General features: G+C 39.4%; 19 protein-coding genes. 13 read left to right on the top strand and 6 right to left on the bottom strand.

What is annotated here, in order from left to right; genetic code table 11:
- The first annotated feature begins 58 nt into the window (after positions 1-58).
- The 6 genes from BM095_RS11600 (at position 59) to BM095_RS11575 (ending at position 6694) form a co-directional block, all read left to right on the top strand.
- On the top strand, positions 59-1177 hold the full coding sequence (locus BM095_RS11600) for a C45 family autoproteolytic acyltransferase/hydolase (protein ID WP_091661890.1): 1119 nt from the start codon (positions 59-61) through the stop codon (positions 1175-1177).
- Entirely contained in the window at positions 1161-2591 is a 1431-nt protein-coding gene (locus tag BM095_RS11595) for an NAD-dependent succinate-semialdehyde dehydrogenase (RefSeq protein WP_091661888.1), read from the top strand. Before BM095_RS11600 ends, BM095_RS11595 begins: the two co-directional genes overlap by 17 nt.
- Positions 2592-2737: 146 nt before the next feature.
- Positions 2738-3373 (top strand): GNAT family N-acetyltransferase, encoded by a 636-nt coding sequence (locus tag BM095_RS11590; RefSeq protein WP_245757890.1) that lies wholly within the window; start codon positions 2738-2740, stop codon positions 3371-3373.
- A 425-nt stretch (positions 3374-3798) separates the two neighbouring features.
- Positions 3799-4434: a GNAT family N-acetyltransferase gene (locus tag BM095_RS11585; protein ID WP_091661885.1), complete on the top strand. Its 636-nt coding sequence runs from the start codon at positions 3799-3801 to the stop codon at positions 4432-4434.
- A gap of 90 nt (positions 4435-4524) precedes the next feature.
- Complete coding sequence (nhaC, locus tag BM095_RS11580; protein WP_091661883.1) at positions 4525-5958, top strand: Na+/H+ antiporter NhaC; 1434 nt, start codon at positions 4525-4527, stop codon at positions 5956-5958.
- A gap of 190 nt (positions 5959-6148) precedes the next feature.
- Complete coding sequence (locus tag BM095_RS11575; RefSeq protein WP_091662491.1) at positions 6149-6694, top strand: biotin transporter BioY; 546 nt, start codon at positions 6149-6151, stop codon at positions 6692-6694.
- Between the two features lie 123 nt (positions 6695-6817).
- Here BM095_RS11575 and BM095_RS11570 read toward each other — a convergent pair whose 3' ends face one another.
- Positions 6818-7012: an H-type small acid-soluble spore protein gene (locus tag BM095_RS11570; RefSeq protein WP_407639163.1), complete on the bottom strand. Its 195-nt coding sequence runs from the start codon at positions 7010-7012 to the stop codon at positions 6818-6820.
- A 38-nt stretch (positions 7013-7050) separates the two neighbouring features.
- On the opposite strand from BM095_RS11570, the gene BM095_RS11560 reads away from it, so the two are divergent.
- The 6 genes from BM095_RS11560 to BM095_RS11535 all read left to right on the top strand — a co-directional run bounded on the left by BM095_RS11560 (position 7051) and on the right by BM095_RS11535 (position 12774).
- On the top strand, positions 7051-7587 hold the full coding sequence (locus BM095_RS11560) for a redoxin domain-containing protein (RefSeq protein ID WP_322787612.1): 537 nt from the start codon (positions 7051-7053) through the stop codon (positions 7585-7587).
- A gap of 243 nt (positions 7588-7830) precedes the next feature.
- Entirely contained in the window at positions 7831-8754 is a 924-nt protein-coding gene (locus tag BM095_RS11555; protein ID WP_091661873.1) for an aldo/keto reductase, read from the top strand.
- Positions 8755-8890: 136 nt separating this feature from the next.
- Positions 8891-9304 carry a YbaN family protein gene (locus BM095_RS11550; RefSeq protein WP_091661870.1) on the top strand — a complete coding sequence of 138 codons (414 nt, stop codon included), beginning with the start codon at positions 8891-8893 and terminating at the stop codon, positions 9302-9304.
- 237 nt (positions 9305-9541) lie between these two features.
- Positions 9542-9919, top strand: coding sequence for a GntR family transcriptional regulator (locus tag BM095_RS11545; RefSeq protein WP_091661867.1), 378 nt, complete (start codon positions 9542-9544; stop codon positions 9917-9919).
- A complete protein-coding gene (locus BM095_RS11540) occupies positions 9912-10814 on the top strand; it encodes an ABC transporter ATP-binding protein (protein WP_091661864.1) in 903 nt (300 codons plus the stop codon). Before BM095_RS11545 ends, BM095_RS11540 begins: the two co-directional genes overlap by 8 nt.
- Positions 10789-12774: an ABC-2 family transporter permease gene (locus tag BM095_RS11535; protein WP_091661861.1), complete on the top strand. Its 1986-nt coding sequence runs from the start codon at positions 10789-10791 to the stop codon at positions 12772-12774. The genes BM095_RS11540 and BM095_RS11535 overlap by 26 nt, the downstream gene beginning before the upstream one ends.
- Positions 12775-12824: 50 nt before the next feature.
- Here BM095_RS11535 and BM095_RS11530 read toward each other — a convergent pair whose 3' ends face one another.
- The 3 genes from BM095_RS11530 to BM095_RS11520 form a co-directional block, all read right to left on the bottom strand.
- A complete protein-coding gene (locus BM095_RS11530; protein WP_091661858.1) occupies positions 12825-13280 on the bottom strand; it encodes a hypothetical protein in 456 nt (151 codons plus the stop codon).
- A 74-nt stretch (positions 13281-13354) separates the two neighbouring features.
- Positions 13355-13975, bottom strand: a complete 621-nt coding sequence (locus BM095_RS11525; protein ID WP_177194794.1) for an RsiV family protein — start codon at positions 13973-13975, stop codon at positions 13355-13357.
- A gap of 79 nt (positions 13976-14054) precedes the next feature.
- Positions 14055-14756, bottom strand: coding sequence for a DUF421 domain-containing protein (locus BM095_RS11520; protein WP_245757889.1), 702 nt, complete (start codon positions 14754-14756; stop codon positions 14055-14057).
- A 132-nt stretch (positions 14757-14888) separates the two neighbouring features.
- Here BM095_RS11520 and BM095_RS11515 point away from each other — a divergent pair, with 132 nt between their 5' ends.
- The gene (locus BM095_RS11515; RefSeq protein ID WP_091661853.1) at positions 14889-15206 is read left to right on the top strand and encodes a DUF3889 domain-containing protein; all 318 of its coding nucleotides are present in this window, start codon (positions 14889-14891) and stop codon (positions 15204-15206) included.
- A gap of 237 nt (positions 15207-15443) precedes the next feature.
- Here the strand turns inward: BM095_RS11515 and BM095_RS11510 are convergent, their stop codons facing one another.
- Both BM095_RS11510 and BM095_RS11505 read right to left on the bottom strand, forming a co-directional pair.
- Positions 15444-16133, bottom strand: coding sequence for a superoxide dismutase family protein (locus BM095_RS11510; protein ID WP_177194793.1), 690 nt, complete (start codon positions 16131-16133; stop codon positions 15444-15446).
- Between the two features lie 107 nt (positions 16134-16240).
- Entirely contained in the window at positions 16241-17164 is a 924-nt protein-coding gene (locus BM095_RS11505; RefSeq protein WP_091661850.1) for a S66 peptidase family protein, read from the bottom strand.
- Positions 17165-17276 lie beyond the last annotated feature (112 nt).

Here is a 17276-nt window from a genome sequence, read left to right as displayed (position 1 = left end):
AGTGAACAAGTAGAGCGCTCAGTATTTTAGTGATTACCTAATATAAAGGATGGAATGTATGAAAAAATTAAATTTGCGAGGTTCTGCATCAGAAATCGGCCGGCAGCATGGGGAGCAGGGAAAAGATGAAATTCATGTCAGCCTCTCTACGTATGAACGACTCTTTTATGATTATCAGGGGATTGATTGGAACACAGTAAAAGAGAGAGCAAAAATTCATATTCGGGCAATAGAGTCCTTTGATGAGAGTTTATTAGAAGAAATGCAAGGAGTAGCTGACGGAGCAGGCCTTGTATTTGAGGACATTTTAGCCTTGAATGCTCGAAGTGAAATTGCACTGACGGGTAACGCACACACGAGTTTTAGTGATGGGTGTACTAGTTTTAGCACATGCAGCCCGCTCACGGAAGATACGATTATCGGACAGAACTGGGATTGGAAAGGTACGCAGAAAGACAGTCTTCTTATGTTAAACATTGAAAGAGAAGATAGGCCGAATATTCTTATGATAACGGAAGGCGGAATTATAGGAAAAATTGGCTGTAATGAGAATGCTCTTGGAGTTGGTTTGAACGCCCTTCATTCAACGAAAAAAACAGATGGAGTCCCGATTCATTTAGGGCTTCGTTCAATACTTGATTCTTCCTCTCTCCATGAAGCGATGGGGAAAATTCAGGAAGGTCAGATGGCATCTGCGGCAAACTTTATGATTGGATACAGTGAAGGAAAACATCGTGGTCTTGCCTTTCATGTAGAAGTTTCTCCGTTCGGTATCGCCATTACCAATGAAGAGGCTTCCCATGGGGTTCATACTAATCACATTTGTTCTCAAGAGATTCAAATGAAGGTAGGGGAAGGAAACAATCTACGTTATTCTGATTCTGAAATCCGTAAGCGGAGAGCAGAACAGCTTATTCAACAAGCTATAACCAATCAAACAAAAATCACCGATGAAACATTCAGAGAATGGCTGCGTGATACATTTAACGCTCCGAATTCTATCAACCACTATGTCAATGAGCAGGCTCCTGTCCATCGGCGAATGGAAACAGTATTTGGGATCGTAATGAACTTAACAACGAATGACATATACGTTTGCGACGGGATGCCGGCTCATCAACCTTTTGAAAAGTTTTCAGTCAGCACAGGAGGTAAAGAAAATGTACATCAACGGTAAATGGCGGGAGACGAATAAAAAAGAAGAAGTAAGAAATCCAGCTACAGAAGAATTAGTAGGCGAGGTGTATGTAGGCGGGCAGAAGGAAGCAGAGGAAGCAATTCAAGCGGCACATGAAGCTTTTAAAGAGTGGCGCGCAATTTCTGGGCAGGAGCGAGGAAATCTGCTTATAAAAGTAGCAGAGGAAATGAGAAAAGCTGTAGACTCTATTGCTGAAATGATAACAAAAGAGATGGGAAAGCCAATTTCTGATGCTCGGCGTGAAGTCATCTCAGGTGCTGCTTATTTAGAGTGGTATGGAGAAGAAGCAAAGCGAGTATACGGTGAAGTACTCCCTCCTCTGGATACAAAGAAACATTTAATGGTAATACGCCAACCTGTAGGTGTAATTGGCGCAATTACTCCATGGAATTTTCCGGTTTCTATGATTACTCGGAAACTAGGACCTGCCCTTGCTGCTGGGTGTACGGGAGTGTTAAAACCAGCGCCCTCTACTCCCCATTGTGCAATCGAAATATTCCGTTGTTTTGAGCGTGCAGGTTTACCAGCAGGAGTCGCTAATCTGGTGATCGGAGATGCAGAAGCTATAGGGAAAGAAATGACAAGCAATCCCATTGTTAAAAAAATAACTTTTACGGGTTCAACCAATGTTGGCAAGCTCCTTATGAGAAATGCTGCTGAACATGTACAAAAGGTCTCTATGGAACTTGGTGGTCACGCTCCATTTATTGTATTTGAAGATGCGAATCTAGACGATGCTGTATCTGCAGTGGTCGCTACTAAGTTTAAGAATTCTGGTCAGACATGTATCAGTACGAACCGTGTATATGTACAAGAATCAATTTTGGATGAGTTTAGTCAACGGTTAGCAAAATCTGTAGCGGATATAAAAGTTGGCGATGGAATGGAAGAAGATACAGATATGGGACCATTGGTGAATGAAGCGGCACTTTCAAAAGTGGAAGATCAAGTCGCAAAAGCCGCTTCTTCAGGCGCTTCAATTGTAGCCGGAGGAAAACGGAAAGGAGATAAAGGTTATTTTTATGCTCCGACCGTGTTAGCTAATACTACAGACGACATGAGTATAGCAAAGGAAGAAACGTTTGGACCCGTAGCTCCTATTTTCTCTTTTAAGACAGAAGAAGAAGTCGTAGAACGGGCGAACAATACTCAGTATGGATTGATGGGCTACTGTTTTACTGAAGATTTAGGAAGAAGTATGAGAATGATGTACCAACTGGAATATGGAATGGTTGGTATCAATGATGCTGCTCCTATTGTTCCTCATGCTCCATTTGGTGGCGTAAAGGAAAGTGGAATTGGAAGAGAAGGCGGAACATCAGGATTGCACGAGTTCATGGAAGAAAAGTTTATTTCTATTCGTTCATCTGCAGACATGTACCCACGCTCTTAAATATTAGGTAAAGTGTGATTTGAAAATAACCACGCGCTGTTTCACCGTTCTTTACAAAAGTATTGCGGCAGCCCCCGATTTTGCTGCAATGCTCGAAAAGCCCCCAAGTGAACAGTGAACAGTGTAAGGTTTAAAGGAGAGCTTGTATGCAAAAAGAAATAAAAAAGCCAGAAGAACAAAACATTATAATTCGCCCAGTGGAAAAAACAGATATCCCGGAGATTTGGGAATTGGCTGTTCAAAGCTTTGGTGAAGGAGTGGCATTTAAAAAAGAACATTACGAAAGTCAGCTCAAGCTATTCCCAGAAGGACAGCGATGTATTGAATACGACGGGAAAATTGTAGGAGCATCTGGCAGTCTGATTGTGTCGAAATCCGATTGGGAGAGAGAGCATCATTTTGAAGAAATTTGTGATGAAGGTTATATACGAAATCATAACCCTCAAGGCGAGCATCTTTACGGAATTGAAGTGGTGGTTCATCCGGACTACAGAGATTTGAAACTAGGAAAAAAATTATATGAAGAACGCAAGAAGCTATGTAAAAAGCTTGGGTTAAAAAGCATTATTATTGGTGGAAGAATACCTTTCTATTATAAATACGAAGATCAATATACGCCGGAAGAATACGCAGAAAAAGTAATCGCAAGAGAAATTTATGACCCTGTTATGACCTTTCAGTTGAACAACGGCTTTACTTTTCTGCGTATATTAAAAAACTATATTCCTGAAGATACAGAGTCTAGAACAAATGCCTCATTAATGGAATGGAAAAATGACTAAAAACAAAGGGACTGATAAGCTGGACGCTACTCCAAACCAGACTTATCAGTCCTATAAAAAATCAGCTAGCCGGTCAACTCATTATCCTAGCTTTACTTGAGTTAGTATTCATTTTTTCATAGACATAATATGGTACTAGGCAATTATTAGTGAAACCTTCCTATTATAACAATAAAAACAGAAAAAACGAGGAGGTTATGTGGGTATACTGATATGCATAGCGTATGTCCACCTGCATAACTTTGATGAGTTTATAGAGTGAAATTTCCTAACAGCACGAGGAAGCCAAATGAGAATAAAGAGTGAAACCTACTCTTGGCAGGCAATTATCGAATTAGGAATGAAATATCCTTTAAAATTTATAATTGGCACAATACTTGCAATTATAAAAAGTGAAGAAAGAACCATGTGAGGGAGGGAGAATAATGAATCATGAAGCGACAAAAGACGAGACACAGATTATAGTCCGGCCGGCTAAGAAAGAGGATATTCCGGCAATTAGAGACATTGCAATGGAAGGTTTTGGCGAAGACATTGCCTTTAAAACAGAACATTATGAAAGTCAAATGGATATTTTTCCGGCAGGACAGATGTGCGTCGAATATAATAATAAGATAGTTGGTGCATCCGGCAGTCTTATTGTGGCAAGAAAAGACTGGGACAGAGATCATGTTTTTGATGAAATATGTGATGAAGGATATATTCGCAATCATACACCTGAAGCTGATCATCTGTACGGTATAGAAGTCGTGGTGCATTCAGAGTACAGAAACTTGAAGATTGGAAGAAAATTATACAAAGCGAGACAAGATTTATGTCGTGATCTCGGTTTGGAAAGCGTTATCATTGGGGGACGTATTCCCAATTATCACAAATATGAAGATTTGCTTACTCCAGAGGAATATGCGAAACGAGTGGAAGCAAGAGAAATATATGACCCGGTGATGACATTTCAACTTAATAACGGTTTTACATTTCTGAGAGTATTAAAAAATTATCTTCCTGAAGATGAAGAGTCACGATTTAATGCTACATTAATGGAATGGAAAAATGAAATGTAACGTAGTTAATCCATAGGAAGTTGAGGATTTGTCCGATATATTTACGGTCCTTAGTTAAAGACGACTAGATGTTATTGGAGGGAGACATACATGTCAGCAGCAACGAAAGAAGCTAAGAAACCGACACTGATGATTGCAATGATACCCATTTTATTTATGGTAGCTGCTTTAGTGGTGGGCATTGGATTTTTAGAAGCTGATCCGCATATTCCATTGTTTTTAAGTGCGGTGGTGGCTGTGATCGTAGCATTAAGGCTGGGGCATACTTGGCAAGGCTTAGAAAAAGGTATGATTAAAGGGATTACCTTATCCTTACAAGCTGTCATGATTTTAGTTATTATTGGCATGATTATTGGTACTTGGCTCGCAGGTGGAATTGTTCCGACAATGATTTATTATGGATTAGAAATATTATCTCCGACTTATTTTCTTTTCGCGGCCTGCTTAATTTCGTGTATCGTCGCGATAGCTTCTGGTAATGCCTGGACAGCTGCAGGTACGATTGGCATTGCTTTAATGGGTGTTGGAGAAGGACTTGGTGTGAATTTGGCCATGGTTGCTGGTGCAGTAGTGTCGGGTGTTTATTTTGGTGACAAAATCTCACCGCTGTCAGAGACAACAAACTTGGCACCAGGTGTAGCCGGCTCAGAATTGTTTGAGCATATTAAGCATATGATGTTTACGACAATTCCAGCCTTAATTATTTCATTAATTCTTTATTTTATTCTAGGACTTTCTTTTTCAAGTTCCAGTTCGAATATTGAGCAAGTAGCGGCTATTCAAAATAGTCTCTCTGACATTTTTACCCTTAGTCCATGGTTGTTAATTGTTCCAGCTATAGTAATAGCTATGATGGTAAAAAGAGTTCCTGCTATGCCGGCTCTTGCCATCGGAGCAATTTTGGGGGCAATTAGTGCAGTGCTCGTGCAAGGTGTCCCGGTGTCAGATGCTATAATGGCCATGCATTATGGATTTGAAGCAGATACGGGTATGGAAGTACTAGACAGCCTTCTGAATAATGGAGGCGTAGATGCAATGTTGTGGACGATTTCATTAATCCTCATTGCAATGAGTTTTGGCGGCATTTTGGAAACCGCCGGATTCTTCCAAGCTATTGTAGATGCGTTAATGAAGTTTGTTAAATCGACCGGCAGCCTTATTTCTACTACCGTTACTACGTCAATAGCCACAAATATAATTGGTTGTGACCAATATTTAGGTATTATCATACCTGCTCGGATGTACGCGGAGGAATTTAAGAAGAGAGGTTTAAAAATGAAAAATCTCTCCCGTACAGTTGAAGACGCAGGGACGATGACATCACCTTTAATACCCTGGAACACTTGCGGAGCATTTATGTTTGCGACGTTAGGTGTGAGTGCTTTTGCTTATGCACCATTCGCATTTTTATGTCTCCTCAGTCCAATATTTGCTATCATCTATGGCTTCACTGGTTTCACGATTGAATATGAAGAAACCGCTACTGATAATGTAGAGAGTCTCGATGAGAGAAAAACAATATAAATAGGTTACGAAAACACCGAGCGGATATGTCATTCGTTCGGTGTTTGAATATTTACAATGTAGTATCTCTTTTTCTTTGTCTGAATGGTGTAAAGTTAGCTTGTATCCATTATCTGTTTGTGTTAACTTTTATATTAAATAGGTTAACAAAGAGGTGGAGAACGTGGTACATAATGAAAACAGACTTAGAATGATAATAATCTGCGGAATGTTTGCTGCAATAACGGCTGTATTATCCCAATTAGTTATTCCTATTCCTTTAGTTCCGATAACTGGGCAAACATTAGCTGTGGGGTTAACGGCGACGATTCTTGGGAGCAAGTATGGTGCAATTTCGATGATATGTTATATGCTACTTGGTGCAGTTGGTCTTCCGGTATTTGCTGAAGCAAAAGGAGGGCTTGGTGTAATTATTGGCCCGACTGGAGGATATATCATCAGCTTCTTTATCGCAGCTTTTGTGATTGGTTTTATACTTGAGAAAACCTCGTTTAACATAGCAATGGCGTTTATCGCAAATATTATTGGAATGATTATTACTCTTACGATTGGAACGATTCAATTAAAATATGTAGCCGATCTAACTTGGAGTGCAGCTCTAGCTGGAGGGGTGTATCCATTTATTATCGTCGGCCTGATTAAGGCATTTTTAGCTAGTTGGATTGGTATTTCAGTACGTAAACGTTTAATTCAAGCAAAGTTGTTACGAGGAACGACGAAACAATCAGCTGCATAGTGTTGAAAACCCCGGACAGAAATTTTATTGTCCGGGGTTTTACTGTTTGTGCATGCGATTCATTTTCTGCTTTAAGCAAACTAATAGTTGAAACGGGACCTTTTAATGATTGAGACTATCCTGTCACTCCATTAATTGGTCGAGTGGCACGCTTAACTCGGTATCTGGGTCCTCTAATGCATAAATTCTAGCGGTATGGCTGTGCTCATCCACGTGTTGAATATATATAGGAGTCCCATCATACGTCACATGTGCCATGACAGGGGACTCAGCTATTTCTTGAGCGCGCTTAATATCCACCAATTTCCCCTCCTTCATTGTTCAGTGGGCTTTTACAGTATTAGCAAAATGAATGGATGTTATGTGAATGGATGATTACTTTTTACCGAAACGAGGGAACATACATAGAAAAGCAAGGAAAGGAGCAAATTAAATTGAGTTTAGAAATAGGCGAAATGGCGCCAGATTTTACATTACCATCTACGAATAAACAGGACATTACATTATCTGATTTCCGAGGAAATAAAAATGTATTGATTATGTTTTATCCGTTGAATTTCACACCCGTCTGAATTAAGGAGCTGTCCTCTTGGAAAGAGGAATATAGTAAGCTGGAAGAACAGGATACGGAAGTATTAGGAATTAGTTGCGATCATATTTTTTCTCAAAATGTCTTCGAAGCAAGTCTGGGTACATTACCATATCCACTCCTTGCTGACTGGCATAAAAAAGTTGTCAAAGATTATCGCGTATTTAATGAAAAAGATGAAATTGCCATACGATCTTGTTTTTTGGTAGATAAAGAAGGGCGCATAGCGTTTAAAAATACGAGCTTTGATGCTGAAGACAAAACGAGTTATAAAGAGATCATTAAAATATGCGGGAGATTGTAATTGGAAAAATAACCTTAAGAACGCTAGTATGAAAGAATTGGATCTAAAGCGCGTGAACAGAAAGATGGGCTGTCAAAGGGGCGTTTTTTAGACCCTTTGACACCGCCTTCTATTGATGTAACGGATAAGAAGTTATTAATAGACAGGAGCATTTACCTTTTAATATCATATAGTTATATGCTCTCAATTTAACATACAAACATGGTCAATACTAAGAAAGTTGTTGGTGAAAGGAGCGTTATTATGAAGTACCGGACTCTCGGAAAAACAGAAATGACTGTTTCAGTTATCGGACTTGGAACGTGGCAATTTGGTGGTGAATGGGGAAGAGACTATACTCAAAAGGAAGTTGACGCCATTTTTGATAAAGCTAGAGAAACAGGCATAAACTTTATCGATACAGCGGAATGCTATGGGGATCACTTGTCGGAAAAGTTTATAGGGGAAGCCATCAAAAATGATCGGGAGAACTGGGTATTGGCCACAAAATTTGGCCACCAATTTCATGGGTTTTATGATCGGACCCATCATTACAAGCCAGAGGAAGTATTGAAACAGTTAGATGATTCCTTGCGTGCTCTCCAAACTGATTATATTGATCTTTACCAATTCCATTCTGGAGGGGACGAATATTTTGATAATGATGATCTCTGGACAATGCTCGATAAGCAAGTTGAAGCTGGTAAAATTCGACATCTTGGTACGTCGATTGCGAAAAATAACAACACGTTTCAAACGGAAAAGACTCCTTCATTTAATGCTAGTACGTTACAAGTCGTATACAACCGTCTAGATCGTACGCCGGAGGAGGAAGTGTTCCCTATCTGTGAAGAGCATAAACTTGGTGTGATGGCTCGAGTTCCTTTGGCTAGTGGATTCTTAAGCGGAAAGTACAAGCCAGGTACTACCTTCCAGGAAAATGATATAAGAAGTGTTCGCGATCGAGAAGAAACGGAGCGAAAGCTGGCGTTAGCTGCTGAAATACAGAAAAATGAAGTCCCAGAACATATTCCAATGGCACAATGGGCGCTTGCCTGGTGTTTAAAACACCCTGCGGTGAGTTGTGTGATTCCAGGGTGTAAAAATCCCGAACAAGTCGCGTCAAACGCAGAAGCGGCTAATTTAGAGATGGTGTACGAGAATCACCCTCAAGCAGTCTCTCCATAATAAGAATAGAGTCAAAACAAGAAGCTTCCGCTCAGTTTTGGCTCTTTTTATGTTAATATAATATATATATGAAATGCATTTTTAACGAACCTCTAATGTTCACAACACAATGAGGGAGGAAAGGAAGAGAAGGGTGATGAACGTTGTAAAAAGATATATACTTGTTGCATCAGGGACGATCTCCGTGATACTTGGTGTTATTGGAATTATTTTGCCTTTGCTTCCGACGACACCCTTTTTGTTATTAGCAGCTTTTTGCTATACCCGCTCTTCTCCGTCGTTATATGATAAATTATTAAAAGCAAAATGGCTCGGACCTTATATAAAAAACTATCGTTCTGGAAAAGGGATCCCGCTTAAGACAAAAATAACAGCTATTGTGGTATTGTGGGTCAGTTCTTTTTATTCCATTCTATTTATTGTCCCTCTTTTATTTGTACAAATTTTATTATTCGGTGTCGTAGGTTATATTACGTATTACATTCTATCTTTGAAAACTTATCATACGAGGGAAAACCCCCCTTATAGTGACAGACAGCACTCATCATAAACGAGTGCTGTTTTTTTATTCGCAAAAACCAGCAAGTCCTGTGCAAGTTCAGTCGACTGAGCTTTTATTCTTTGAGAAGCTGTCACAAGGAAATGTTGAGATCTAAAATCAAATCACTCACGCAAATTATTTAAAAACATATTTACAAGTTAAATTTAAAAATCTATAATGTCTGTATTAATACAAATGATACAGATACATATAATTGAACCCCTTAAATAGAAAGGAGGGGGACATTTGTTTGAGTTAGATCCACGCAATAGAAAACCAATATATGAACAACTTATGGAAAAAATCAAAGAATTAATTCTTGCTGAGGTACTAACTGTTGATGAAAAACTTCCATCTGTTCGTATGCTTTCAAAAGAATTGACCATAAATCCTAATACGATTCAGAAGGCATACCGGGAGCTTGAGCGAGAGGGATATTTATACTCCGCTAACAGAAAGGGGTATTTTGTGGCACCGATAGAACTACATGCCGATAAGAAAGTGAATGAGTTAAAAACTCAATTTCAGCATTTACTGAGAGAAGCTGTTTATTTGGGAGTGACGAAAGAGCAGATTGCACAATGGTTCGATGAAATAGAGAAAGGAGAGGAGAAAAGTGATTGAGGCAAAGAGCGTCACAAAAAAATTCCATAATGAAACAGCAGTTCGAAATATAAATATAACTGTAAAAAGAGGGTCGATATACGGTCTCTTAGGCTCAAATGGAGCAGGTAAAACGACACTTCTCAAAATGATGGCCGGTATTTACAGACCGGAAACCGGCACAATATCCATAGAAGATGTGCCCGTCTTTGAAAATGTTTTTATTAAGAAAAAAGTATGTTACATACCAGATACACTTTACTTTTTTCCTCAAAATACGATTGCTCAAATGGCGGAATATTACCAAAACATTTATTCGGAATGGGATGCGTCTCGTTTCAACACGTTAAAGCGAGTGTTTCAAATTGATACTGATCGAAAAATCCATAAATTATCTAAGGGAATGCAGCGGCAAGTAGCATTTTGGCTCGCTTTGTCTTGTATGCCTTCTGTCCTCATTCTAGATGAACCGATCGATGGGCTGGATCCCGTTATGCGCCAAAAAATTAAAAATGTTCTTTTTCAGGATGTGGCCGATCGTGAAATGACAGTCATTATTTCTTCTCATAATTTAAGAGAAATAGAGGACATCTGTGATCACATTGGAATTATGCACCAAGGGGAGCTCATCGTGGAAAAAGAGTTGGATGACTTAAAAGCAGACACACATAAAATTCAAGTAGCATTCAAGTCAGAACTCCAGGAGAAACATATAGTAGACCAATTAGAAGTCGTACATCAGGAGAAGAGAGGGAGTGTCTCTGTTCTTATTGTCAAAGGGGAGGAAAGTAATATTAAACGTATTGTTCGGTCAGAAAAGCCATTCGTTTTTGATATACTTCCGCTAACTCTCGAAGAAATGTTTATTTATGAAATGGGAGAGGTTGGTTATGAAATTGAAAACATTCTTCTTTAACAAAGGAATCCAAAAACAAAATGTAAAACAACATGGTTGGATAGGTATTGTATATTTGGTAGGCCTGCTGTTTGCTTTACCTCTTCAAATGCTGTTGATGACGTCAAATGAAGAGGTGATGCACGAGCCGGTGGACAATCTGTTTCAAATTGGTTTTGCTTCACAACTGTTTTTCATCCTTTTTCTCCCCGTACTAGCGGGTATTGTGATCTTTCGTTACATTCAGACGAAGTCATCGAGTGATATCATACATAGTTTGCCAATTCGAAGAAAAGACTTGTATTTGAATCACATTTTTACCGGACTTATGCTACTTCTGCCACCGGTGTGGTTGTCTGCTTTAAGTGCGGCAGTGATTACGAATACGCATTCATTCTTTGAATCTATTTCTTCAGGAGATATATGGGGCTGGGTTTTCGCTATTAGTATCATGACGATGTTTCTCTATGTTTTTTCTGTAATGGTGGGTATGGTGACAGGCATGTCGACAGCGCAAGGAGTACTTACTTTTATTTTATTAGTTTTACCTCCTGCTCTTTTCTTTCTCATCACGGCATCATTATCAAGATATTTGCATGGATTTCCCGCCTCCTACTACAGTAGTGAGAATATCACCAGCTGGTCACCTGTTATGAAGCTGACGGAGTTAGATTATAACAATATGTCTCTTCCTATTACTGAATTAATCATTTACTTTCTTCTTACCATCGTATTTGGAGTGGCTGCTTATTTTTTATATAAAATTCGACCACTTGAAACAGCAGGGCAAGCGATTGCGTTTCAACCGCTCAAGCCCATCTTTAAGTACGGAGTGACTTTTTGCTCCATGCTTGTGGGGGCTGTATATTTTCAAAGGTTTAATACTTACGGGTGGATCGGATTTGGTTATATTGCTGGCGCTTTGATTGGATTTTTTGTGGCAGAGATGATTATTCAAAAGACGTGGAGAATATGGAGTGGGAAACTTCTCAAAGGGTTTGCTATATACGCAGGAATTATCGTTATTGTAGGTATTGGAATAAATACGGATGTGATGGGTTATGAAAAAGCGATTCCTAGTAAAAATGAAATTGAAGGAGTTTATTTTGGCGAAAACCTGCAACAACTGATGAACGAAGACGAAAATAAAGAGATCTACGCCAATGATCAACGCTATATTCAGAATGTAAGAGCATTTCACGATGAAATGATAGATAAAAAACAGCAGACGAAACCAAGACAAAGCAGACGTTATATCGTGTCATATAAATTGGACAATGGTGAACAGCTCGTACGGGAATATTCTGTTTCTAATAATGAGAAGATAGATAGTTTGGCAGCAGTTATGGAGTCGGAGACGTATAAACGAAGCAGGTTTCAATTATCGGAATTAGATAAACCAATGGAATCAATTGTGATTGCCCCTCATGTCCCTACGCGGGATAATGTTACCATCTCTAACCCAAAAGAAATTGAAGAGATAAGACAATTATTAAAATATGAAATTTCACGATTAACCATTGATGACATGTTAGAGAATGGAAAGAATTGGGGACATATTATCCTGAATACAGAAGAAAATATCGAAAATGCAAAAAGTCAGCCGTATGCCTACCGTCAGGAACGTCCCGTTATGATGTGGAAAAAGACATTTGACGAGTTCGAAAGCTGGTTACAAGCGCATGGATATTTAGAAAAAGCTAGAGTTACGCCGAAAGACATTCAATCCCTTGAAGTGGTAAATGTTCCTGACGCTGCCCACCAACAGTATTTTCCTGATCAAGTGTTTATGAGAAGTACGGATAACAATCCGATTATAGAAGTAAAAGACAGTCAAGCGGTGGAGAATATTTTAAATAATTACAGTGAACATGGGGATGGAACCTATTTTTGTCGTTTCATTACGGACAGTCGAGAAGAATTTTATGGTGTATTAACAGAAGATGAAGTACCAGAAGAAATTGTAACTCAATTTAAATAAAAGAGAGAAGAAAAGCCAGGTGGAGAATAAAATTCAACACCTGGCCTCTTTTAAGAACGCTTAAATCCTTCCTGATTGAGATAATTAGCAGCTTCGGGATATGAGTTAAATGTTCCGTCAAGATCAATTCCCGCATATATATTCCACGCGTCATCTTCCTCCATGAGAACAAGCAGCTGATCATCATGATTAACCCATTCCTCGTAAAATGGATCATCCTCCTCTTCTGAGGTAGATAAGGATGCAATAGACGCACGTACGATTTGATGAAGTTCTTCTTCGGTGAAGTTGCGTATGTTTACCATCCCTTTTGAATCCGTGTCATAACCGCCAATTCTCTCTGCGTAAACGAAACCATTTCCATTTGGATGTAAATGATAAACAACATTCTTTTTATCCGTAACAGTGTCGTTATAATGGAAATTGACACGCCCCATAGACACTTCCTTTTTTTCTAATTCAGGAAAGGACTCCATAATCTGTAGTTTTTCTTCAAATGTCAGCATAAATCCTCCAGTATGATCACGTTAATGTTAATTTTCCGTTATTATAGCATGTTCAACTGTTTTTTCCAAAAAGTCTAGTTAGACATAAGGATTTGAAGCGGACTCTCACTTGCTATATCATCTTCTAGAATATATGAAGGGATAGGAAACATAGGGAACCCAACGTAACCAGGTGTAATTTCATATTCATCAAAATAAATAATTAGTGTTTTATCTGCTAAATAGTATGTTTGATCATCAGAAATCCCTGGAAATTCGCCTAAAAGTGGTATATTCCTCTCTTTGATTTGTTTTTTTATACACGCATTAATCTTGTCTTTATAATTGCTGGCAGGTACAAATAGATCTTGTAGTGGGTAAATTTTCCCTGTCTGGACATCGGCAGTCAACGAATCCATCATATCCACAGGATGTGCTAATGAAGGCATATTTGCAAAAAGTGTAAAGGTAAAGCTGATAATCCCTCTTTGATTGTTCTTCATTTCATAATTTCCGATCAACTCAGTAACTCCAGGCTCGTAGTATCCCAGTTCATCTACTCCTGCAAACATGGCAAAGACCTTATGAAGAATAGCAGCGTTTATAGAATGTTGGAAGATGGGGTTCGGAAGCAAAACTTGAGGGTAATAAATAGAGATTTTAGACGCTTTCATGGAATAGGTTTGGATGGGAACAGGCAGGCGGTAACGTTCCATACGAATCACAACCATTTCTTTTAAGGAAGTATTTTGTATGGATAGCCTATTCACGAACACTCTGAATGGTTCACTAAAATTAATTGTATAAAGGAGGTATTTGAATAGAAGAATCTTCTTTTAAAGAAACTTGCAGATTCTTTTGAATATCTAACGTTCCTAGAAACACTTCATCAACTGAAGATACGCCTTGCTTTTTCAATTCTTCATGAAGCCAAGCGCCGTCTGTCCCTAATTCGTGTAAAACGCTTTGGTAAACATGGCCTTCCACAATGACAGGGAAAGAAATAGCGGCAACGGACTGATGGATATTCAAGTCTTCTAAAGTAACCGTGCTTTTTTGAGGTTTTTTAAGTACACTAAGCGTTCCGTTTCCCTCGATCACAGCGGTTTGGACGTCGCTTATATCAAAAATGTCTTTTTCACGCAGCATAGAGAGGATATTATCGATAGTAAAGTGAATCTGCTTTACGTTTTTATAAATAATCCGTCCATCCTGGATGACAACAGTGGGGTCGAATGTAATCCATTTTCCTATGTTTCGATTGTTTAATTTTACTTTTGCTACAAGCCGCGTAAAAACACCAATGAGAATAATAGCGTATACTGTGTGAAGATGTTCGACGTTTGGATCTGCTATGTCTGCACCGACCACAGACCCTAGTGTAATGACGGTTAACACATCAAAAACAGGGAGCTCTCCTATCGCCCGTTTCCCCATTAGTATGGTAATGAACAAAAACAGGGGTAATATAGTTATAATACGGCCAGTGATGAGCAATAATTCCTGTACTATCTCAGTCCCGCTCTCCTTTTTGTCTATTAGTATTTTCTACCTAATGCTTCTTATACGAATGAATAAATGATCTCGTCATGTAAAAAGATAAACGAAAAGCAGGAAGGAGAGATATTTGTGAAGCGGACCCGTTCTGTAGTGAGGATATTGTTCCTCTTATGGATCTCACTTGGAGTTCCAACATATGATGGAGATGCGAAGTCTGAACAAGCAGAGTGGGGAGAGTTAGCGGCAAAGCAAACGAAGGAGGAATTCCCGGACTATCATCTTGTTGGATTTTCCTATGTAGGCAAACATTCTATAACTGATAGTAGAGAGCAATTCAATTACACCATGTCCATTGAAAAAAATGATGAAGAGCGTCAAGTGAATGTTTATGTTCTATCCAATCCCAAAACCGGGGAGCCGATTGATGTCTTTTTTGACGATTTATAAAGAAAAGCGTAAGGCGCCCGCTTATCGGCGACAAGCGCTGGAGAAGATGTTCGACTAAGAACGTCACGTCCTGTGACAACGTCGAACTGACCCACGTCGTGTGGGGCTGAGGCGGATTTGCCGCGGAAGGGTGGGTTGAAGCGACCTCGAGCCGATGGCGCCTGAAGATGGACATTTCTCCAATGATACTTAGCTAATAAAAAAGTCAGCGGAATATCCCCGCTGACTCGTAAATAATTACTTTTCAATAACCCCGCAAGCGATACGGTCACCTGCGTCACCAGAAGGCTGGGATTGATGATCATCAGCTCCCGCATGGATGACTAAGGCTGTACCATCTTCCTTCAGTAGGGAGTTGTCCTCCCCTTCCATTAAAGTAACCTTATCATTTACGATTTCTTCTGACACTTCCCCGTTCTCATCAGTGGTGATGTTTGGTAAGTCTCCAGCATGAGGTCCTCCGTCACTTTCTGTCCCATGCTCGGTGTCTTCTGGATTAAAATGACCTCCGGCAGATTTGAAATCAGGAGCTTCACACGCACCTGTCTCATGAATGTGAAAACCGTGCTCACTATCTTCTGGTAAATTGGAAGCTTCTAATTGGATGGTGACTCCTTCCTCCGTTTCGGAAACTTCAGCCATGCCAATTTCTTCTTCATCTCCATTCATCATAGAGACTGTTACCATGTTGTCTCCATTTGAATTTTCCTCACCTGACGTATTGTCATTGTCGACGGTGTCTGGACTCTCACCTTCTTGTATGTTCTCTTGATCTGATTCATCAACTTCACTATCGTCAGGTATGTCTGCTACATTTTCTTCTTGTGGTGGGTCTGCAGTTTCTTTTTCCTCATCGCCAGCTCCACACCCTGCTAGCGTCATAGATACAAAGAATGCCAAAATAATAGATGGAATTTGAATTTTCATAAATTTGCATTCCTCCTTTCTCTCACTAGCATCTTAACCAATTTCAAGGAATCATAAACTTCTTAAAAAAAGTTTAGAGAAAGGTCGGATAGGATAAGATTCCTATATTAATACATAACTGTTGGTTCGAGAATAACCAGCTGTGCTTCGGAAGCATTCAATTGGACTTGAGATCCAATAGGTACCGTTGTTTTGAAAAGTCCATGGGCTGTAGAAAGACCTGTTATTAAAGGTTTTCCAAGGGGGACTAAGAAATCATCAATGAGCTCTTCATAGGAGACGCCGTAAGCCATCGAACAACCACTACATTCTCCCATAACAATACCTGCACAATCATCAAATTTTCCCGCCATGTGCAACTGATTTAAGTAGCGATATACCGTATTGACAGGCTCATTTGTTTCCTCTAAAAGAAGAATTTTCCCCCTTGTATCTATCTCGAACGGAGTGCCGAGAGTGCCAATAAAGGAAGTCAAATTACCTCCAACTATAGGAGCGGTCACATTTCCAGGTACTTGACCAACAAGGGGAATGCCGGGAGGATTTTCTATTAGACGAGGTGCTTCTAAGGTAGAGACATTCTTAAAAAACTGATCAAAATTAAAAGCAGGAGTAGAAAAACGAAAGTCGATCAGCATGAGGCTCTGGAAAGTTACAAGATTACTGAATTGATACAGCGCATTTAGTAATACTGTGATATCACTATAACCAGTTATAACTTTAGGATTGTCTTGGATTGTTGGGTAGTCAAGATATGGCAAGATGCCTGCAACACCTACGCCACCACGTGAAGGAAGAATCATGTCAATGTCATCGTCAATAATCATACGCATGAAATCACGAGCTCTCTCCTCGTTAGACCCAGCTAGGAAGCCGTCATGACCATAGACGGAATCCCCTAATACTACATGTAACCCCATACTCTGTAGTGTTTCAATCCTTGCATTTGCTACAGAAGGGTTAATAGGACTGCCTAGAGTAACAATTCCAACAGTATCTCCCGCCTCAAGTAGAGGAGGCTTCATTGCCATATTATCAACCTGCCTTTAAATTCATGTCATCTACTCATTATATGATGAAGTGATTAGGTTCAATTACAGTGAAGTGATTAATAAAGAAAAAACAATGTAAAATATAGGAGAG

Origin of the sequence: Alteribacillus iranensis (assembly GCF_900113025.1) — a bacterium.
Taxonomy (GTDB): domain Bacteria; phylum Bacillota; class Bacilli; order Bacillales; family Marinococcaceae; genus Alteribacillus_A; species Alteribacillus_A iranensis.
Note: the sequence above shows the minus strand (reverse complement) of the source record. Positions and strands in the feature narration are given on the sequence as shown.

Excerpts from the sequence above, each read along its gene's own strand:
- BM095_RS11600 (WP_091661890.1), top strand. The coding sequence starts at position 59 with ATGAAAAAATTAAATTTGCGAGGTTCTGCATCAGAAATCGGCCGGCAG.
- BM095_RS11595 (WP_091661888.1), top strand. The coding sequence starts at position 1,161 with ATGTACATCAACGGTAAATGGCGGGAGACGAATAAAAAAGAAGAAGTA.
- BM095_RS11590 (WP_245757890.1), top strand. The coding sequence starts at position 2,738 with ATGCAAAAAGAAATAAAAAAGCCAGAAGAACAAAACATTATAATTCGC.
- BM095_RS11585 (WP_091661885.1), top strand. The coding sequence starts at position 3,799 with ATGAATCATGAAGCGACAAAAGACGAGACACAGATTATAGTCCGGCCG.
- nhaC (WP_091661883.1), top strand. The coding sequence starts at position 4,525 with ATGTCAGCAGCAACGAAAGAAGCTAAGAAACCGACACTGATGATTGCA.
- BM095_RS11575 (WP_091662491.1), top strand. The coding sequence starts at position 6,149 with ATGATAATAATCTGCGGAATGTTTGCTGCAATAACGGCTGTATTATCC.
- BM095_RS11570 (WP_407639163.1), bottom strand. The coding sequence starts at position 7,012 with ATGAAGGAGGGGAAATTGGTGGATATTAAGCGCGCTCAAGAAATAGCT.
- BM095_RS11555 (WP_091661873.1), top strand. The coding sequence starts at position 7,831 with ATGAAGTACCGGACTCTCGGAAAAACAGAAATGACTGTTTCAGTTATC.
- BM095_RS11550 (WP_091661870.1), top strand. The coding sequence starts at position 8,891 with ATGAACGTTGTAAAAAGATATATACTTGTTGCATCAGGGACGATCTCC.
- BM095_RS11535 (WP_091661861.1), top strand. The coding sequence starts at position 10,789 with ATGAAATTGAAAACATTCTTCTTTAACAAAGGAATCCAAAAACAAAAT.
- BM095_RS11530 (WP_091661858.1), bottom strand. The coding sequence starts at position 13,280 with ATGCTGACATTTGAAGAAAAACTACAGATTATGGAGTCCTTTCCTGAA.
- BM095_RS11525 (WP_177194794.1), bottom strand. The coding sequence starts at position 13,975 with ATGGAACGTTACCGCCTGCCTGTTCCCATCCAAACCTATTCCATGAAA.
- BM095_RS11510 (WP_177194793.1), bottom strand. The coding sequence starts at position 16,133 with ATGAAAATTCAAATTCCATCTATTATTTTGGCATTCTTTGTATCTATG.
- BM095_RS11505 (WP_091661850.1), bottom strand. The coding sequence starts at position 17,164 with ATGGCAATGAAGCCTCCTCTACTTGAGGCGGGAGATACTGTTGGAATT.